Raw genomic sequence first — 16,186 nt, forward strand, 5'->3', positions numbered from 1 at the left:
TGGTATGAAGCTTCGCTGGCTTATCCGTTCACAAAGCATCGTCACGCTGGCGGGAGGAATGATTTATCCGTATTATCTGCTGTTTCTAAAAAACCTGGGGAATAGCTATTCCAAGTACGGGCTTGCATTCGCTGTCTTTACGATAAGCTCGGCTGTCGTATCCCAATGGATCGCGCCCAAGCTAGACCGATATGCCGTATCGATTCTTGCCGCAAGCTCCGCGGGCATGACGATCGTCATGCTGCTGTTCCCGTGGGTTTCCTCTTACGTATGGGTGCTCCTGCTTCAATGGATCATGGGCAGCTGCAACGCGCTGCAAAAAACAACCGAAAAAGTGCTGCTGGCCGATTATACCGAAAAAGGGGACCGGGGCGGAACGGTCGGAACGTATCATTTTTGGACTTCGATTGCTTCCGGCTTCGCCGTTCTGCTGGGGGGCTTCATGATGGATTGGATGACGATGAATGCCTTGTTCTATGCCAGTGCCCTATTGTACGGTGTCAGCGCATGGGCCGTAGGGCGCCAAAGGAGAAACGATTTGGATAATTTAGGAAAATAATATTTCGATGGAAAAAATATTTTTTTGTTGAAGTGCAACCTTTCGTTCATATCGTCGTATAATCAAGGTTGGTATATAACCTACTATACGTAAACATGGAGAGGAAGATTGTATCAGAATGCTTCATAAGGAACAAGACGGCTGGCGTAAGGACATCGCGCCATACGAGAGACCCCGCATTAAGAGCAGCGTTTGGCAAATCATTAATACGGTTGTGCCGTTTTTCCTGCTTTGGTATTTAGCTTATGTGAGTTTATCGGTTTCATTTTGGTTAACCCTATTATTGGCCATTCCTGCCGGCGGATTTCTAGTTCGAATCTTCATCATTTTCCATGACTGCTGCCACAAATCGTTTTTTCGAAATAAAGCAGCGAACGAAATTATCGGTACCATTACAGGAATTATGACTTGCTGCCCCTACAACCAATGGAGGCACAGCCACTCGGTTCACCATGCGACAAGCGGTAATTTGAACAAGCGGGGAACGGGGGACATATGGACTTTGACGGTAGAGGAGTATAGGGCATCTCCATTTCCAAAACGGTTCTTCTATAGGATGTACCGTAATCCGCTGGTCATGTTCGGTCTCGGTCCGATCTATATCTTCTTGATCGATTACCGGTTTAATCGGAGAAATGCCGGTTTTAAGGAAAAAATGAACACGTATATTACCAATCTTAGTATAGTCGGGACAGCCGCTTTGCTTTGTTGGTCTATTGGCTGGCAATCCTTTCTTATGGTACAGGGCCCAATATTCTTCATCTCGGGTGCTGCAGGCATTTGGCTGTTCTATGTTCAGCATCAGTTTGAGGATACTTACTACGAGAATGAGGAGCATTGGGACTATGTTCAGGCGGCTTTGAAGGGAAGCTCCTTTTACAAGCTGCCTCGAATCTTACACTGGATTACGGGAAATATCGGCTTTCATCACATCCATCATTTGAGTCCTCGTGTACCGAATTATTATCTTGAGCAGGCTCATAACGCGAACCCTGTACTGAGGGACGTCAATACGATTACGCTGTTAACCAGCTTGAAATCGTTGAAGTTCAGAATATGGGATGAGGATAGCAAGCAGTTTGTAGGATTTAAGCATATGAAGCAGCTTAAGGTGAAACCGAAAATAGAATAAAGAGGCGTTAAAGGAGAAGGCATTCGTGATGGAATGCCTTTTTGCATTTTATTAGCGAAAACATAGTCAGAAGAAGGTCTTCCCGTCCCCATAAATAAACCGCTCAAGCTCGGATAGCTTTGCGTCGGATAACGTCTCCGAATTGTCCAGGTAGAGGACCGGGCACGCGGAGGAATCCCATTGAATCGTCTTGCGCGTTAAGGACGGGCTAAAGCTGCTCCAGTTGTTCAGCTTCCAATCGTCCAGCTCCGAGCCTCTTGCCGTAATCCGTTCGCGATAGACGGAAGCGTCGCGCAAATAAACGTACACTGCTCTTACCTCTACCTCGCGAGCCGCCGCTCCGATACGATTCAGCTCCTGGTCAAGCCACGAGACATTCTCAATTTCTTTGGTAAACGGGCCGACGACATAAGCGTCGATCCCGAGCTCAAGGTTTTCGAGGGCGGCATCCATTGTGATCCGATAGCCCAGGTCGCGGCAGTGCTTCTTGTATACAGGGGAGTCCCGATCGGTAGGATCCAGCCCGGATAGCGTCATAATCGTCTCGGCTGCCGGACGCAGCAGCGTGTCCATATCGAAGAAGGCAGGACGATGCTGTCGCGCTAGCGCCTTAGCCAGAGTGGTCTTTCCTGCGCCCGCAGGTCCTATGAAAAACACGAGTTTGGGCATAGCTTCCTCCGTAAGGTTGCAGATTAGTGTTACAAGTCTCCCCATATTGTAGCATAATCTGGAACTCGCGTAGTATACAGTGGAGTCAGTTATTGGGGGAATCGGAGATTGGCTGAAGCAGATTGAAATTCATTCGTTATAAACTTTTTGGTAATAAACTACAAATCGGCATAAAAGAATGAAAACAAAGAAATCCGATTTGTATTGGAAGCATTGGGTTTATCTCATTTTTATAAAGAAATTTTTAATATTTTTAATGACAACTTGGTCAATTAACCATAAAATAGAAGACAATAAGAATTACATAATTTTTCCGTTACAAGAAAAATGATCCTGAATTTGAAGTGAGGGTGATCCCCCTGTCCGAGGCGATCTTGGAAGTAAAATCTTTGAAAACCGTCATAAGAGACAAGAAGCGTGAATTGACCGTTGTCGACGGCATTGATTTTGAAATCGGCAAAAATGAAGTCGTAGCCTTGGTCGGCGAGTCCGGCTGCGGCAAAAGCATGACCTCCTTATCGATCATGCAGCTGCTGCCAAGAGTTGGAGAAATCGCTCAAGGCGAGGTGAGGCTGGAAGGCCGGAATCTGATCGGCCTGAACAAGCGCGAGATGTCCCGGATAAGGGGCCGTGAAATCGCGATGATCTTCCAGGAGCCGATGACTTCGCTGAATCCGGTTCTGACCATCGGAACCCAGCTGACGGAAGCGATCAGCCGGCATTTGAACGCTTCGAAGGAAGAAGCGGTTGCAACTGCTGAGGATTGGCTGCGGCGCGTAGGCTTCCCGGAGCCGAGCCGCATTCGCAAGGAATACCCGCACCGGCTGTCGGGAGGAATGCGCCAGCGCGTCATGCTGGCGATGGCGATGGCCTGCAAGCCGAATCTCCTCATTGCAGACGAGCCTACAACGGCGCTGGATGTAACGATCCAGGCCCAGGTGTTGGATTTGATTCGCCAGCTGCTGCAAGAGACCGACATGTCGGTCTTGTTTATCACGCATGATCTGGGCGTTGTCGCCGAGATGGCGGATCGGGTCATCGTCATGTATGCCGGTCAAATTGTGGAGACCGCAGACGTCAGGACGATTTTTACGGGAGCGAAGCATCCATACACGAACGGTTTGCTGCAGTCCACGCCCCGCATGCAAGGTGCGATCGAGAAGCTGGTTCCTATTCCCGGCAACGTGCCGCCGGCCGGCTCTTTCCCGGCAGGCTGCAGGTTCGCCGACCGCTGTCCGCAGGTGTTGGCGGAATGCCGTGAACGGCAGCCTGAGCTGAAGGACATCGGCAGCGGCCATCAAGTCCGGTGCCTGCTGGTTTAGCTATTTTCAAAGGGGGATGACGGAACGTGAGCGCACCGCTTTTAGAAATAAAAGGATTAAAAAAGTATTTTGGAATCGGCGGAAACTTGAGCAAGGGAGCGGTCAAAGCCGTAGACGGGGTCAGCTTTACCGTTAACGTCGGGGAGACGCTGGGCATCGTAGGAGAGTCCGGCTGCGGGAAATCGACGGTAGGCAGGCTTGCTTTGCGCTTGATGGATTTGACCGATGGTGAAATTTGGTTTCAGGGACAATCCATCGGCCAATGGAGCCAGCGGCAGCTCAAATCGGTCCGCAGAGATATGCAGTGCGTGTTTCAGGACCCCTATGCATCGTTGAATCCGAGAATATCGGTAGGGAAAGCGATTGCCGAACCATTGGTCGTGCAAGGGGGGCTCAGCTGGAAGGAGGCGATGAAACGGTCGGAGCAGCTGCTCGAGATGGTAGGTCTCAGCGCCCAAACGGCCAGATTGTACCCGCATGAGTTTTCCGGAGGACAGAGACAGCGTATTGCCATCGCCCGTGCTGTATCGCTAAATCCGAAGCTTATTGTGGCGGACGAGCCCGTATCTGCGCTTGATGTATCGATTCAGGCTCAAATCGTGAACCTGCTTGGGGAAATGCAACAGAAAACCCGGGTATCTTATCTGTTCATTTCCCATAATTTGAGTGTCGTCCGGCATATTTCCGACCGGGTCGCGGTGATGTATTTGGGTCAGATTGTGGAGCTGGCCAATAGGGACCAGCTGTTCGACCGTCCGCAGCATCCGTACACGCAAGCATTGCTGTCCTCGGTCCCCGAGCCGGCCATGGATTCGAAGCGGGAGCGGATTATTTTGAAGGGGGAGGTGCCGAATGCAGCGGACCCGCCTTCAGGCTGCTCCTTTCATCCCCGCTGTCCCCACGCAACGGAACGGTGCCGGACGGAGAAGCCAGCTTTCAGGGAATGGGAGCCGGGCCATTTTGCCTCGTGCCATTTCATATAAATCTTATCCAGTACCAGGTTATGAAAAGAAAGGGGTATCCATTTGATGAAAAAACCATTCGGTAAAGCCGGCAGTGTCGCTCTTGCTGCAGTCATGAGCGCGACGCTCTTATTATCAGCCTGTACGTCAGGCGGAGGAGCAGGGACTCAAGCAACGGACAAGCCTGCCGATAATCCGGCGGCAACGGCATCCAAGAAAGAGAAGATCGACGGCGGGGAAATTACGACGGCATACTTGTCGGAGCCGCAAGGCTTCATCCGTTTTTGGGCAACGACGACAACCTCCAGCGAAATGATCGAGCTGGTGTTCAGTACGCTGTACCGTTTTGACGAGAAGCAAAATATCGTACCGGATCTGGCGGTCGGCCAACCGCAATTTTCGGATAATAAGCTGGAAATGACCGTGAAAATCCGCAACGACGCCAAGTTTACGGACGGCAAGCCGGTTACGGCGGACGACGTCGTATTTACTTACAACATCCCGATTAATCCGGAATACAAAGGGCCACGCAAAGCGCCGTTTACGAAAGTGACCAAGGTCGAAAAGGTGGACGATACGACGGTAAAGTTCACATTCAGTGAGCCTAATGCCGGTTATATCGACATGATGATCTATAACATTCTCCCTCAGCATCTGCTGAAGGATGTAGCGATTAAGGATATGGAGAAGTCGGCGTTCTTCAAGCAGCCTGTCGGCTCGGGCGCATACAAGCTGGAGGAGTGGAAGCAAGGCCAATACCTGCGCTTCGTTCGCAATGAGAACTACTATGGCGGCAAGCCTTCCATCGAGAAGGTAACGGCCAAAATTATTCCCGACGCCAATGCGATGATGGCACAGCTGCAAACCGGTGAAATTAATGTGATTGCCGTTCCTGCCGATAACTTGCAGGCGATCGAGCAGTTCGCCAAGACTTCTGGCAAAATCAAGCTGCAAAAAGGCATCGGTACGGGCCAATACCAGTTCGTGGCCTGGAATTTGACCAATCCGCTGTTCCAGGATAAAAAAGTGCGCCAAGCGCTGACGATGGCGATTGACCGCCAAGGGATCGTGGATAATGTGGCGGAGGGCCAAGGCAAGCTGGTGAACAGCCAAACGTCTCCTTCCTACTGGAACTTCACGGATAACGTGCCTAAATTCCCGTATGACCCGGAAAAGGCGAAGAAGCTGTTGGAGGAAGCAGGCTGGAAGGACAGCGACGGCGACGGGATTTTGGACAAAAATGGTCAGAAATTCGAGTTTGAAATGCAAACGGTTCAAGGAAACAAGGTACGGGAGAAAGCAGTAACCGTAATTCAGCAGCAGCTGAAAAAGGTCGGCGTCAGCGTACAGCCACGCGTGGTAGAAGGTTCCGCATTCACGAAAAACTGGTCCGGCAAAAACTTCGTTGCTTTGTTCCACGGCTGGAGCATCTCCGGAGATCCGAATCCCAAGAGCATCTGGCATTCCTCAATGGTTGAGGGCGGGTCGAACTACATCACTTATAACAACCCTGAGGTCGACAAGCTGATCGATGAGGACTTGAGAACCTTTGATCTGAACAAGCGCAAAGAGCTTCTCGGTAAAATCGATGCCCTGATCGCTGAGGATCAGCCTTATACCTTCTTGTACTCTCCTACCGTGACCATGGCTTATCCAAGCAATCTGGAAGGGTTCAATCCGGCTCGCGATAACTTGAAAGAGGTTCAGAAGTGGTATTTTACCAAATAATCGAGACGTGATTTTGAAATTATAATGAAAGAAGTGACCTCCGGTGGCCCGTTATGCCTTAAGGCGTTTGCTGAACGCCATTCCCATTCTGATCGGTATTACGATCATTTCGTTTGCAATTATTCATATGGCTCCGGGCAGCCCGCTTTCTCAGTACATCGATGATCCGACGATTAAAGCCGTTGACAAGGAGAATATGATAAAATCCTACGGATTGGATCAGCCTCTCTACATTCAGTATTGGAAATGGATCAGCGGCCTGGCTGTAGGCGATTTCGGGACCTCCTTCCTGAAAAACCAGCCGGTATCGGAGCTGTTATGGGATCGGCTGCCGAACACGCTGCTGTTAACGGTAACCAGCTTTTTGCTGGCGATAGCCATAGCGGTTCCGCTCGGCATCCTATGTGCCGTGAAGGTCAACTCCCGAATGGATCAGATCGTCTCGGCGATCACCTTCGTCGGGATTTCCATCCCCGGATTTTGGCTGGGGCTGCTCTTGATGATGTTCTTCGCAGTCCGGCTCGGATGGGTACCATCCGGGGGGCTGCAGACGATCAACGCTCCGTTCAGCTTATCGGACCGGGCGCTGCATTTGGTCCTGCCTGTATTCACCATCGCCTGCTCGGAGGTTGCCGTCTGGATTCGTTATGTGCGCTCCAGCATGCTGGAAGTGATCAATCAGGACTATATGCGTACGGCAAAGGCCAAGGGGCTTCGGGATGGCCGGATTCTTTCGTTCCACGGCTTGAGAAATGCAATGATTCCGCTTATTACATTGTTCGGTCTGTCTTTGCCTCATTTTTTCGCGGGCTCCGTCATCGTGGAAACCATTTTCAGCATTCCGGGCATGGGACGTCTCTTCACCGAGGCGGCCTTCCAGCGTGACTATCCGGTCATTTTTGCCGTAACGACGCTGGTAGCCTTTCTTTATGTGCTCGGCAGCATACTGGCCGACTTATCCTATGCTCTCCTGGATCCACGGGTGAGCTACAGTAAAAATGAAGCGAAGGTGTAACCGATGAATGCAGCCGTAACCACAAACAATTCAACCGTGAACGTATCCGCCCAGCCGAGAAATCGCGCATGGGAACGGTTCAAGAGCAACCGTCTGGCGTTAATCAGCCTGGTTATTATGGCCGTGTTAATCCTGCTGGCGCTGTTGGCTCCGGTTATCGCTCCGTATGACCCGGCGGATCAGGACTTGATGAACCGGCTGAAGCCTCCGAGCAAGGAGCATTGGTTCGGAACGGATGATTTGGGACGCGACTTATTAAGCCGGGTTCTGTACGGGGCCAGAGTATCTTTGTCCGTAGGCATTTTCTCCGTCGTATTCAACGTCATCATCGGGGTGACCGTCGGAGCTTTAGCCGGATATTACGGCGGGCGTGTCGACAGCATTCTGATGCGTCTGGTCGATGTGCTGTTGGCATTCCCGCAATTTTTCGTCCTGATTACGGTGGTGACGATCCTGAAGCCGAGTCTGTTCAACATTATCGTCGTGTTCGTCGCCTTCGGCTGGATGGGGAAAGCGCGATTGCTGCGGGGACAGATCATGTCGATCAAAAACCGGGAATTCGTCGATGCGGCCCGAACGATCGGAATGTCCGACTTCCGGATCATCTTCGTGCACATTTTGCCTAACGCTATTGCGCCCGTCATTATCTCTGCTACACTGCAGATGGGTTCGATGATTTTGACGGAATCGAGCCTGAGCTTCCTCGGTCTCGGGATTCAACCTCCGACCGCCAGCTGGGGGAACCTGCTGCAAAGCGCCCAAAGCTTGACGATCATGACCAAGGCGCCGTGGTATCCTATCATTCCGGGCTTCATGATATTTCTGACGATCATGTGCTTTAACTTTATCGGCGATGGACTGCGCAGCGCCTTCGATTCGCGTTAAACCGCCGTTAGTACCAGAAGAGACATTTGGATGAAGAGTCCGAATGTCTTTTTTCATTTTACCCAGAGCTGATCATGTTCGGTCTTCCTGCAAAATACTTTTTCCGTACATAAAATGTTCACGATTTCCGGCGGATCGCTTGTGACTTTGCTCATAGTGGGCTTGCAGCCTTGCTTTTACAATGAACTCAGAAGTTAACACCCGAAGGGGGAGAAAGCGTAATGGAGCTTAAGGATTCAAAATCGGCAGACGATACCAAGCTGAAGGGGACGTTCGTATCGGTCATGCTGCTGGCTGCTTTTCTTATATTGAGCTGGGTCGGCGTATTCGTATTGTTCGCTGCTCGGGGGTAATCATTTCGTGGAAGGGATTGAAGATGGATGCATATGCACAAGCTGGAGAAAATTTGGTTAACGGTCGGCGTCTCGATGCTGGGTGTGTTTTTGATCGTGCTAGGGGTTGGAGCTTTTGCCCTGGGAGCGCAGCCTCCGGGGGACCATGCGTCCGGACATCACCGTGAAGTCGTAGATCCGGAGACGGTGGACCAGGCGGCGCCATTTAACGAACCGGGCTTGAAGAAAATCGGAGACAATGAGTATGATGCGTACATGCTGGCGTTTGCTTTCGGCTATGGGCCGGAGAAAATGGAGATCCCCGCCGGAGCTACCGTGCATTTTCACATGACAAGCAAGGATGTTGTACACGGATTTCAAATTCCTGGAACGAATGTAAACATGATGGTGGTTCCAGGAGAAATCAACCATTTGACCTACAAGTTCACCAAGCCGGGGGAATATTTGGTACTGTGCAATGAGTACTGCGGTGCGGCGCACGAAATGATGCAAACAAGAATTATTGTCAAATAGTACGTTGCAGGAAACAGCTCTATGTCTGATTCTTGTTATGTGAAAAAGATCACAATAAGCGGGCAGTGATTGTAAAGGAGTGTTATCAAGATGAGTAACGAGATAAAAGAATTCGACCGCCGTGATTCAGCGCTAGTGCTCGCGCATGTATTATTCGCATTTCTGGCTCTTCTGCTGGGGGGAGTAGCCGGCGTGCTGCAAGGCCTGGTACGAGGCGGAGCTATTAAGCTGCCGTACGAAATCGGATATTACCAGCTGCTTACTGCGCATGGCGTGCTGATGGCGCTTATTTTTACCACGTATTTCATCATCGGGTTTCTGTACTCCGGCGTGGCTAAAACGATGGGAGGCCGTCTGCTGCCGATTGCCAGATCGCTCGGATGGCTCGGGTACGGGCTGATGACATCGGGTACGATTCTTGCCACAATCATGATTTTGTTGAATAAAGCGACGGTGCTGTATACGTTCTATGCTCCGATGAAGGCATCGCCATGGTTTTATGTCGCTCTGGTTTTAGTTGTGGTAGGCAGCTGGATGAGCGGATTTGGAATATTTATCCAGTACCGGTATTGGAAAAAAACGCATGGCGGCCGCATGTCCCCGCTATTTGGCTTCATGGCTGTCGTGACCATGCTGATGTGGCTTATTGCCACGATCGGCGTCGCTATCGAAGTCTTGTTCATGCTGATCCCTTGGTCGTTCGGTTGGGTAGAAACGGTGAACGTGGTGCTGAGCCGTACTTTATTCTGGTACTTCGGCCATCCGCTCGTTTATTTCTGGCTGCTCCCAGCCTATATGTGCTGGTATGTTGTGATTCCCAAAATTATCGGCGGCAAAATGTTCAGCGATGCGCTTGCACGATTGGCTTTTATCATGCTGCTCTTGTTCTCCATTCCCGTCGGATTTCACCATCAGCTGATGGAGCCGGGGATTTCGTCGGTATGGAAATACGTGCAGGTGGTTCTTACCTTTATGGTTGTCGTGCCCTCTCTCATGACAGCCTTCTCACTGTTCGCCACCTTTGAGCTGCACGGGCGGTCGGTCGGGGCAGCCGGGTTATTCGGATGGCTGAAGAAGCTTCCTTGGAAGGACGTGCGATTCTTCGCTCCTTTCATGGGCATGCTCGTCTTCATTCCGGCCGGTGCAGGCGGTCTGATCAACGCAAGTAATCAAATGAACATGGTCGTTCATAATACGCTGTGGGTGACGGGTCACTTCCATCTGACCGTTGCAACAAGTGTTGCACTCACCTTCTTCGGAGTGACCTATTGGCTCCTGCCTGCATTGACAGGGCGTGTCCTGACGCCTTTGATGCATAAGCTGGGGATAGCCCAGACTATCGTCTGGCTGGCCGGGATGTTCTTTATGTCCGGCTCCATGCACATCTCCGGGCTGCTCGGCTCACCGCGCCGAACCGCTTATACGACCTATGAGAACCATCCGGATGCGGTTCTATGGATGCCTTATCATGTAGTGATGGCCATAGGAGGGACGATCCTGTTCATCGGCGTTCTTATGATGATCATGAACGTGATCATGCTGCTCAATGCGCCTAAGGGCAGCACGGAGTATCCGATTGCCGAAGTGCGGGATACGGCGGAGCAGACCCCGGCGATCTTCGAGCGCTGGGGAGTATGGGTCGGCGTGATTGTGGTGCTTATCCTGGTGGCCTATACGGTTCCGGTTATGGAGATGTTGAACAATCCGGGAGCGGGGTCGAAGGGAATCGTTACCTGGTAAAATAAAGAAGCTCCCCTAGAAGGGAGCGAGTTTGTTGAGAAGCCTGTAGAGCTTGAACTTTTGCTAATATACTCCGGTGGGGTATGCCCCTACAGCCGCTGTTGAAACCCGCGAAATATTTATTTAATTTTATGCGGTATTTTCGCGGGTTTCAAAGGCGGACGTAAACTCTTCCGAAGCATACCCCACCTCCATATGTAGCAAAGTTCCCGCAAAACCAGACTTCTCAACAACCCGAAGCTTCCCTAAAAGGAGCTTCTTTATTTTTTAAGTCTAGGTGTTAGCCTTGCTTAGACAAGCAGCAAGGAGGGATACCAGAGACGGGTCATAATAGCATGACCGAGCCTATTCCGCCGAGATACGATCTCCACGGGTTTGCGGGTGGGAGATGACCAGAAATTCTACGTCCTGCTCCGAACTGTTCTTCATTTGATGGGGGACTCCCGGAGGGATTTCGATCCCTTCCTGAGACTGAAGCTGTACCGTCTCGCCGTTCAGCTCCATCTCCGCCACGCCCTTCAGCACGAAAAAAAACTGTCGGGATCGTACATGATAATGACGCACTTCCGCGGTTCCGGCGGGCATCCGTTCATGGATGACGCTTAAGTCTTCCTGCTTGACCAAGTGCCATCCGTCACATTGATCTCCCCATACATAATGCTCTGCGGTTTGTTTGCTAATCTTCATCCGTTCCATCCTCCTTTTCTGGATCCGAAGAATCCTGCAGTTTACGGGCTTCCGCTTCCTGAAGCCAGCGCAGCCGGTAGCAGTTCATGCCGACCCGGCCCAGCTCATCGAGCAGGCCGTAGTTCGCCCATGCGCCGACGACAGCGCCTATGCCCGGCACCAGCTGGAGCATCTTTCGAAAATCGATCGTATCCCGATACTCCTGCTGCAGCTGCTTCCAATCAATATGCCGAGCGTAAGATTCGGCAGGCGGGAGAGAGCGTGCGGTTTCCGGCCAACGGGACAAGGTCCGGAATAACGCCTGCTTTTTATCCTGGCCCGAGAAGGCCAGCTGAAAAATATACAGAATGAACAGCCGCTCCCGGTAATCCTGTGTGGAATGCCCATAGGCATGCGCCAGCTCGAACAGAAACTTCATTTTAATTCCGATGAGAATGGGGAAATCCGCCAGCCCGAGCAGAATGCCTCCCGCGCCTGTGCCCGCGCCTTCCGCCGCCGCCAGCTTTTTATAAAAGCCGAGCAATTCTTCGGCCCTGTGATCTCTCAAGGCGAGCGTAGCCCCGACGATAGGAGGATTCTTGGGCATATATTCCAGGCTGAATAAAGCGGTCTGGACAATTCCCTTAACGGTTGCGGTAATTGTCTGATGCACCTTTTCCGGAATGACCTGATTGATTTTCATCGAAACCGACCGTGACGTTCTCTCGAGTAATCCCGGCGGCTTTAATAATTCCTTCTCCCACAGCTTCAGGGCCTTGGCCGTCTGCTGCTCGTATAAGCTTCCGTTGGTATCCATGGGACGGATTCCCCCCATTAGTCAAATTCAGCCGTTCGGCATAAGTAGCTATATTATACATGGAAAGCGGCGTTAATCACAAAAGTAGGCGGAGCGTTCAAAGATAATCGTTTATCCCGGGGGAAATTCGGTTATACAAGTGTTAGACGACACCATATTCCCTGAAGGAGACTTGGCAGGATGGAAGTATTTTTGGCGGTCCTTATGCTGCTGGTAATGATCATTCTTTCTAATTTGCTGAACCGGTTTATGCCGCTTGTTCCTGTCCCGCTAATTCAGGTTGCCTTGGGAATGATATTGGCCATTTTGCCGCTAGGACTTCACCTTCCCTTGGAGCCTGAGCTGTTCTTTATTTTATTCATTGCCCCTCTCTTGTTTAATGATGGCAAAATGACCCCAAGAGACGAGCTCTGGAGATTGCGGGTTCCGATTTTATTGTTAGCGTTAGGACTGGTTTTCGTCACTGTATTTGTTGTCGGCTATTTTATCCATTGGATGATTCCATCGATTCCGCTTCCGGCCGCCTTTGCTTTGGCTGCCATCCTATCCCCCACAGATGCGGTTGCGGTAAGCTCCTTGGCAGGGCGCATCCGATTGCCGAAGAAGATCATGCGCCTTCTCGAAGGAGAGGCGCTGATGAACGATGCCTCCGGCCTGGTCGCCTTCAAGTTCGCCATAGCGGCTATGGTTACCGGAGCCTTCTCGCTGGGCAGCGCCGCGCTTAACTTTGTGCTGGTCGCGATAGGGGGGCTGGCGGTCGGCGTCGTCGCTGCCTTTCTCATCATTCGCATCCGGATGCTGATTCGCCGGTTAGGTATGGAGGATGCGACATTCCATATGCTGCTGCAAATGATAACTCCCTGCCTTATCTACTTTCTGGCGGAGGAATGCAAGGTATCCGGCATTTTGGCCGTGGTGGCTGCGGGGATCGTTCATGCGGTCGAGAAGGATCATATGGAGAACACGACTTCCAAAATGCAGATCGTCTCCGCCAGCACCTGGTCGGTTATTTTGTTCATTCTGAACGGCCTTGTATTTCTCATTCTGGGGGTGCAAATACCCGAGGTCATTCATGTCATCTATGTCGACGCCGCTTTTAACAATGCGCAGGTGTTCGGCTATATCATTATCGTCTCGCTCATGCTGATCTGTCTTCGCTTTATCTGGGTTTTTCTGTTTTTGAAGAAAGCCGACTTTACCGCTTCCTTGCTGACCTCCTTGTCAGGTGTGCGAGGAGCGGTCACGCTGGCGGGCGCATTTTCGATCCCTTACACTTTAATGGACGGAAGCCCGTTTCCGGAGCGGTCCCTCATTATTTTTATTTCGGCAGGCGTGATCTTGTTCACGCTTCTGGCCGCGAGTCTTCTGCTGCCGCTCTTCGCAAAGCGTGAGGAAGGGGGAGCGGAGGACAGTCATCAGCTGCAGGAGAAGGATGCGAGAATCCGGATTATTAAGGCGGCCATAAGCTCCATTAGAGAAGAAATGACCGACGAGAACCGCCCTGCGGCCCAATCCGTGATTACCGATTATAAAAAGCTTCTGAGGGCGGGAACCGAGATCGGTTACAACGACTCCAGATTAAGCCAGGCGTATCGGGTGATGGAGAATGAAGCCAGACTGATCGGCATTCAGGCGGAGCGCGAGGAGCTGGCCCGAATGCTGGCTGACAAGGAAATATCGCACGAGGTGGAGCTGCAGGCACGGCGGATGCTGAACGAAATGGAGCTCGCCTGTTCGAACCGGCTTCGTCTTAGGCTGTCGGTGCCTGCCATTGTGATGAAGCGTTTATGGTCGAAGTGGGGCAGGAAGAAGCAGGAGCAAGGCCTGCCTACCGATTCGCTCCGCTCAGCCAAAATTCAGACGTCGCGCGCGGCCATATCGGCAATCCAGAAGCAAATCACCGAGAAAAACCGAAGTGCCTATGAATCGGTTATTTCCCACTACCATATCTTGATTGATCGGCTATGCAGGAAGCAGATTCAACCGCATAAATTGGAGCAATTCCATAAGCAGAAGACGGAGCTGCTGTTCAAGGCGATCCAGGCGGAGCGGAACGAGGTTCAGCAGCTGTTCGAACAGGGAGAAATCAGCCGCGAAATGGCCGGCGCGTTGCGCAAGTTTATCAATTATACGGAAGCGAACCGTCTGGAGGAGGAGCCTATCTGATCTCTTGTGCGAGTAGTTGTATCTGTGTGTGTTTCGTTATGAAAAACGTTTGGTTTATGCTACAATGTCGATAGCTTGTGTTTCCGCGAGCCAGCTTGTTGGAAAGGACGGAAAAAACTTGTTCGTGCAGCAAAGGCATCAAGCCATCATTCAAAAAATAAACAAAGAAAAATCGGTCGTCGTCTCCGATCTGATCGAGATGTTCGGCGTCTCGTTCGAGACGGTGCGCAGAGATTTGGAATTTCTGGAGAAGGAAGGCTTCCTTAAGCGGGTGCACGGTGGAGCCATTCTGGCTGACATAGACTATAAGAAGGAACAGCCGTTAACGTTTCGGGAAACGAAATTCGTTGAGGAGAAGAAGCAGCTCGTTGAGCTGGCTACCCGGTACGTTGAGGAGGGGCAGTCCATAGCGTTGGATGTCAGCACAACCAATACGGAGTTTGCACGCGCCCTGAAGCGTAAGTTCGAGCGGCTTACGATCATTACCAATTCTCTTCCGATTGCCAACGAGCTTGTTGAGATGCCCAATTATACGATTATCCTGACGGGCGGCGTCTTACGCAATCAGGAACGGGGTGTTGTCGGGGAACTGGCGGAAGCCTTCGTCTCGCAATTCCATGCCGATCTGTTCTTCATGAGCGTGAGCGGGATTTCTCTGGAAGAGGGGATAACCGATTACGGCATCGGCGAGATCCAGCTCAAAAAGATTATGCATAAAAATGCCAAGCGCACCATCGCGCTCGCCGACAGCAGCAAATTCGAGGTCGTGTCCTTGATCAAGGTCTGTGCGATTGACGAAGTGGAGCGCATTGTCACCGATTCATTAATTGATCCGGAGATTGTGGAGAAGTATGCGAATAGTGGGATTTCAATCGTATTTGAATAAAGTGAAGCAATAACAGGCCAAGCACGCCGAAGCGGTTGCCGTTCTGTTGAGGATGCTCGGCAGCCTGTAGAAGTCATACGGTAACAGCTTGCCCCGTAAGAGGATTTGTACCCCTAATAGGGGCCTCTTACGGGGCTATTTTGATACGAATGGTCCCATTCTGAACGATGTTGAATTACACAATGGTGTCATGCTCATATAGTTTAGTTGGTCTTCCCCATTCGAAAATGTCCAATCCAATTTCCCTAAAGCCATATTTTTCATAGTAGAGAATATGGTCCGTCGCCAAATAGACCTTCTTATAACCCATTTGCCCAGCTATGTTTCGGGCGTGCTCCAATAAAACCGAGCCATACGCTTGTCCCCGTTCCTGTTCATCAATGAATAGCGGAGCTATCCACGGGGTTAAATCTTTTCTCCTTACAAATTCATGTTGAATTAACTGATAAAATCCAATGATTTGATTGTCCTTCAAGAGCAGAAACGTAAACGGCAAGTCTCCTTCTGATGATAAGCTTAGATCCATCTGAGGAAGAACAGCATTGGCTACGTTGGGCCACTTCGCTTTAACATATTCCGCAAGCTCCATCTGGCGCTCAGGGCAATCATGAATGGATGTAATAGCTAACATATGGACGCATCCTTTCCGAATGAAAGATAGCTTCAGATTAAATGCTGTAGGAAAGAGGAGCAACGGAAAGTTTAGTTCAAATGAAAAAGTAGGAGAGGAGCCCCTGACAAGTGTTATTTGCAACCAGAAAGGGGGTTGAATA

General features: G+C 50.9%; 16 protein-coding genes. 12 read left to right on the forward strand and 4 right to left on the reverse strand.

The window, feature by feature from the left end; translation table 11 throughout:
• The first annotated feature begins 4 nt into the window (after nt 1–4).
• Nucleotides 5–559 (forward strand): MFS transporter, encoded by a 555-nt coding sequence (locus GGC63_RS21930; protein WP_192704121.1) that lies wholly within the window; start codon nt 5–7, stop codon nt 557–559.
• A gap of 118 nt (nt 560–677) precedes the next feature.
• Nucleotides 678–1,691, forward strand: a complete 1,014-nt coding sequence (locus GGC63_RS21935; RefSeq protein ID WP_192704122.1) for a fatty acid desaturase — start codon at nt 678–680, stop codon at nt 1,689–1,691.
• Between the two features lie 66 nt (nt 1,692–1,757).
• On the opposite strand, the gene GGC63_RS21940 is transcribed toward GGC63_RS21935, so the two are convergent.
• Nucleotides 1,758–2,360 (reverse strand): AAA family ATPase, encoded by a 603-nt coding sequence (locus GGC63_RS21940; RefSeq protein ID WP_192704123.1) that lies wholly within the window; start codon nt 2,358–2,360, stop codon nt 1,758–1,760.
• Between the two features lie 359 nt (nt 2,361–2,719).
• Here GGC63_RS21940 and GGC63_RS21945 point away from each other — a divergent pair, with 359 nt between their 5' ends.
• The 8 genes from GGC63_RS21945 to GGC63_RS21980 all read left to right on the forward strand — a co-directional run bounded on the left by GGC63_RS21945 (nt 2,720) and on the right by GGC63_RS21980 (nt 10,878).
• Nucleotides 2,720–3,682 carry an ABC transporter ATP-binding protein gene (locus GGC63_RS21945; RefSeq protein WP_192704170.1) on the forward strand — a complete coding sequence of 321 codons (963 nt, stop codon included), beginning with the start codon at nt 2,720–2,722 and terminating at the stop codon, nt 3,680–3,682.
• 26 nt (nt 3,683–3,708) lie between these two features.
• Nucleotides 3,709–4,665: an ABC transporter ATP-binding protein gene (locus tag GGC63_RS21950; RefSeq protein ID WP_192704124.1), complete on the forward strand. Its 957-nt coding sequence runs from the start codon at nt 3,709–3,711 to the stop codon at nt 4,663–4,665.
• Between the two features lie 45 nt (nt 4,666–4,710).
• Nucleotides 4,711–6,372, forward strand: a complete 1,662-nt coding sequence (locus GGC63_RS21955; protein ID WP_192704125.1) for a peptide-binding protein — start codon at nt 4,711–4,713, stop codon at nt 6,370–6,372.
• A gap of 43 nt (nt 6,373–6,415) precedes the next feature.
• Nucleotides 6,416–7,387, forward strand: coding sequence for an ABC transporter permease (locus tag GGC63_RS21960; protein ID WP_192704126.1), 972 nt, complete (start codon nt 6,416–6,418; stop codon nt 7,385–7,387).
• Between the two features lie 3 nt (nt 7,388–7,390).
• Nucleotides 7,391–8,272, forward strand: a complete 882-nt coding sequence (gene opp4C, locus GGC63_RS21965; RefSeq protein WP_079909899.1) for an oligopeptide ABC transporter permease — start codon at nt 7,391–7,393, stop codon at nt 8,270–8,272.
• Between the two features lie 221 nt (nt 8,273–8,493).
• On the forward strand, nt 8,494–8,625 hold the full coding sequence (locus GGC63_RS21970) for a cytochrome c oxidase subunit 2A (protein WP_192704127.1): 132 nt from the start codon (nt 8,494–8,496) through the stop codon (nt 8,623–8,625).
• 27 nt (nt 8,626–8,652) lie between these two features.
• Complete coding sequence (locus GGC63_RS21975; RefSeq protein WP_192704128.1) at nt 8,653–9,138, forward strand: cytochrome c oxidase subunit II; 486 nt, start codon at nt 8,653–8,655, stop codon at nt 9,136–9,138.
• Between the two features lie 90 nt (nt 9,139–9,228).
• Nucleotides 9,229–10,878 (forward strand): b(o/a)3-type cytochrome-c oxidase subunit 1, encoded by a 1,650-nt coding sequence (locus GGC63_RS21980; RefSeq protein ID WP_192704129.1) that lies wholly within the window; start codon nt 9,229–9,231, stop codon nt 10,876–10,878.
• Between the two features lie 345 nt (nt 10,879–11,223).
• On the opposite strand, the gene GGC63_RS21985 is transcribed toward GGC63_RS21980, so the two are convergent.
• Complete coding sequence (locus GGC63_RS21985) at nt 11,224–11,565, reverse strand: cupin domain-containing protein (RefSeq protein ID WP_192704130.1); 342 nt, start codon at nt 11,563–11,565, stop codon at nt 11,224–11,226.
• Nucleotides 11,555–12,361, reverse strand: coding sequence for an EcsC family protein (locus GGC63_RS21990; protein WP_192704131.1), 807 nt, complete (start codon nt 12,359–12,361; stop codon nt 11,555–11,557). The genes GGC63_RS21985 and GGC63_RS21990 overlap by 11 nt, the downstream gene beginning before the upstream one ends.
• A 180-nt stretch (nt 12,362–12,541) precedes the next feature.
• Between GGC63_RS21990 and GGC63_RS21995 the strand changes: the two genes are divergently transcribed.
• Both GGC63_RS21995 and GGC63_RS22000 read left to right on the forward strand, forming a co-directional pair.
• Nucleotides 12,542–14,527 (forward strand): Na+/H+ antiporter, encoded by a 1,986-nt coding sequence (locus GGC63_RS21995; protein ID WP_192704132.1) that lies wholly within the window; start codon nt 12,542–12,544, stop codon nt 14,525–14,527.
• Nucleotides 14,528–14,651: 124 nt separating this feature from the next.
• Nucleotides 14,652–15,413 carry a DeoR/GlpR family DNA-binding transcription regulator gene (locus GGC63_RS22000; RefSeq protein ID WP_318781109.1) on the forward strand — a complete coding sequence of 254 codons (762 nt, stop codon included), beginning with the start codon at nt 14,652–14,654 and terminating at the stop codon, nt 15,411–15,413.
• A gap of 175 nt (nt 15,414–15,588) precedes the next feature.
• Here GGC63_RS22000 and GGC63_RS22005 read toward each other — a convergent pair whose 3' ends face one another.
• On the reverse strand, nt 15,589–16,044 hold the full coding sequence (locus GGC63_RS22005) for a GNAT family N-acetyltransferase (RefSeq protein WP_192704134.1): 456 nt from the start codon (nt 16,042–16,044) through the stop codon (nt 15,589–15,591).
• Between the last annotated feature and the right edge of the window lie 142 nt (nt 16,045–16,186).

The organism is Paenibacillus sp. OAS669 (genome assembly GCF_014873645.1).
GTDB classification, from domain to species: Bacteria; Bacillota; Bacilli; order Paenibacillales; family NBRC-103111; genus Paenibacillus_S; species Paenibacillus_S vulneris.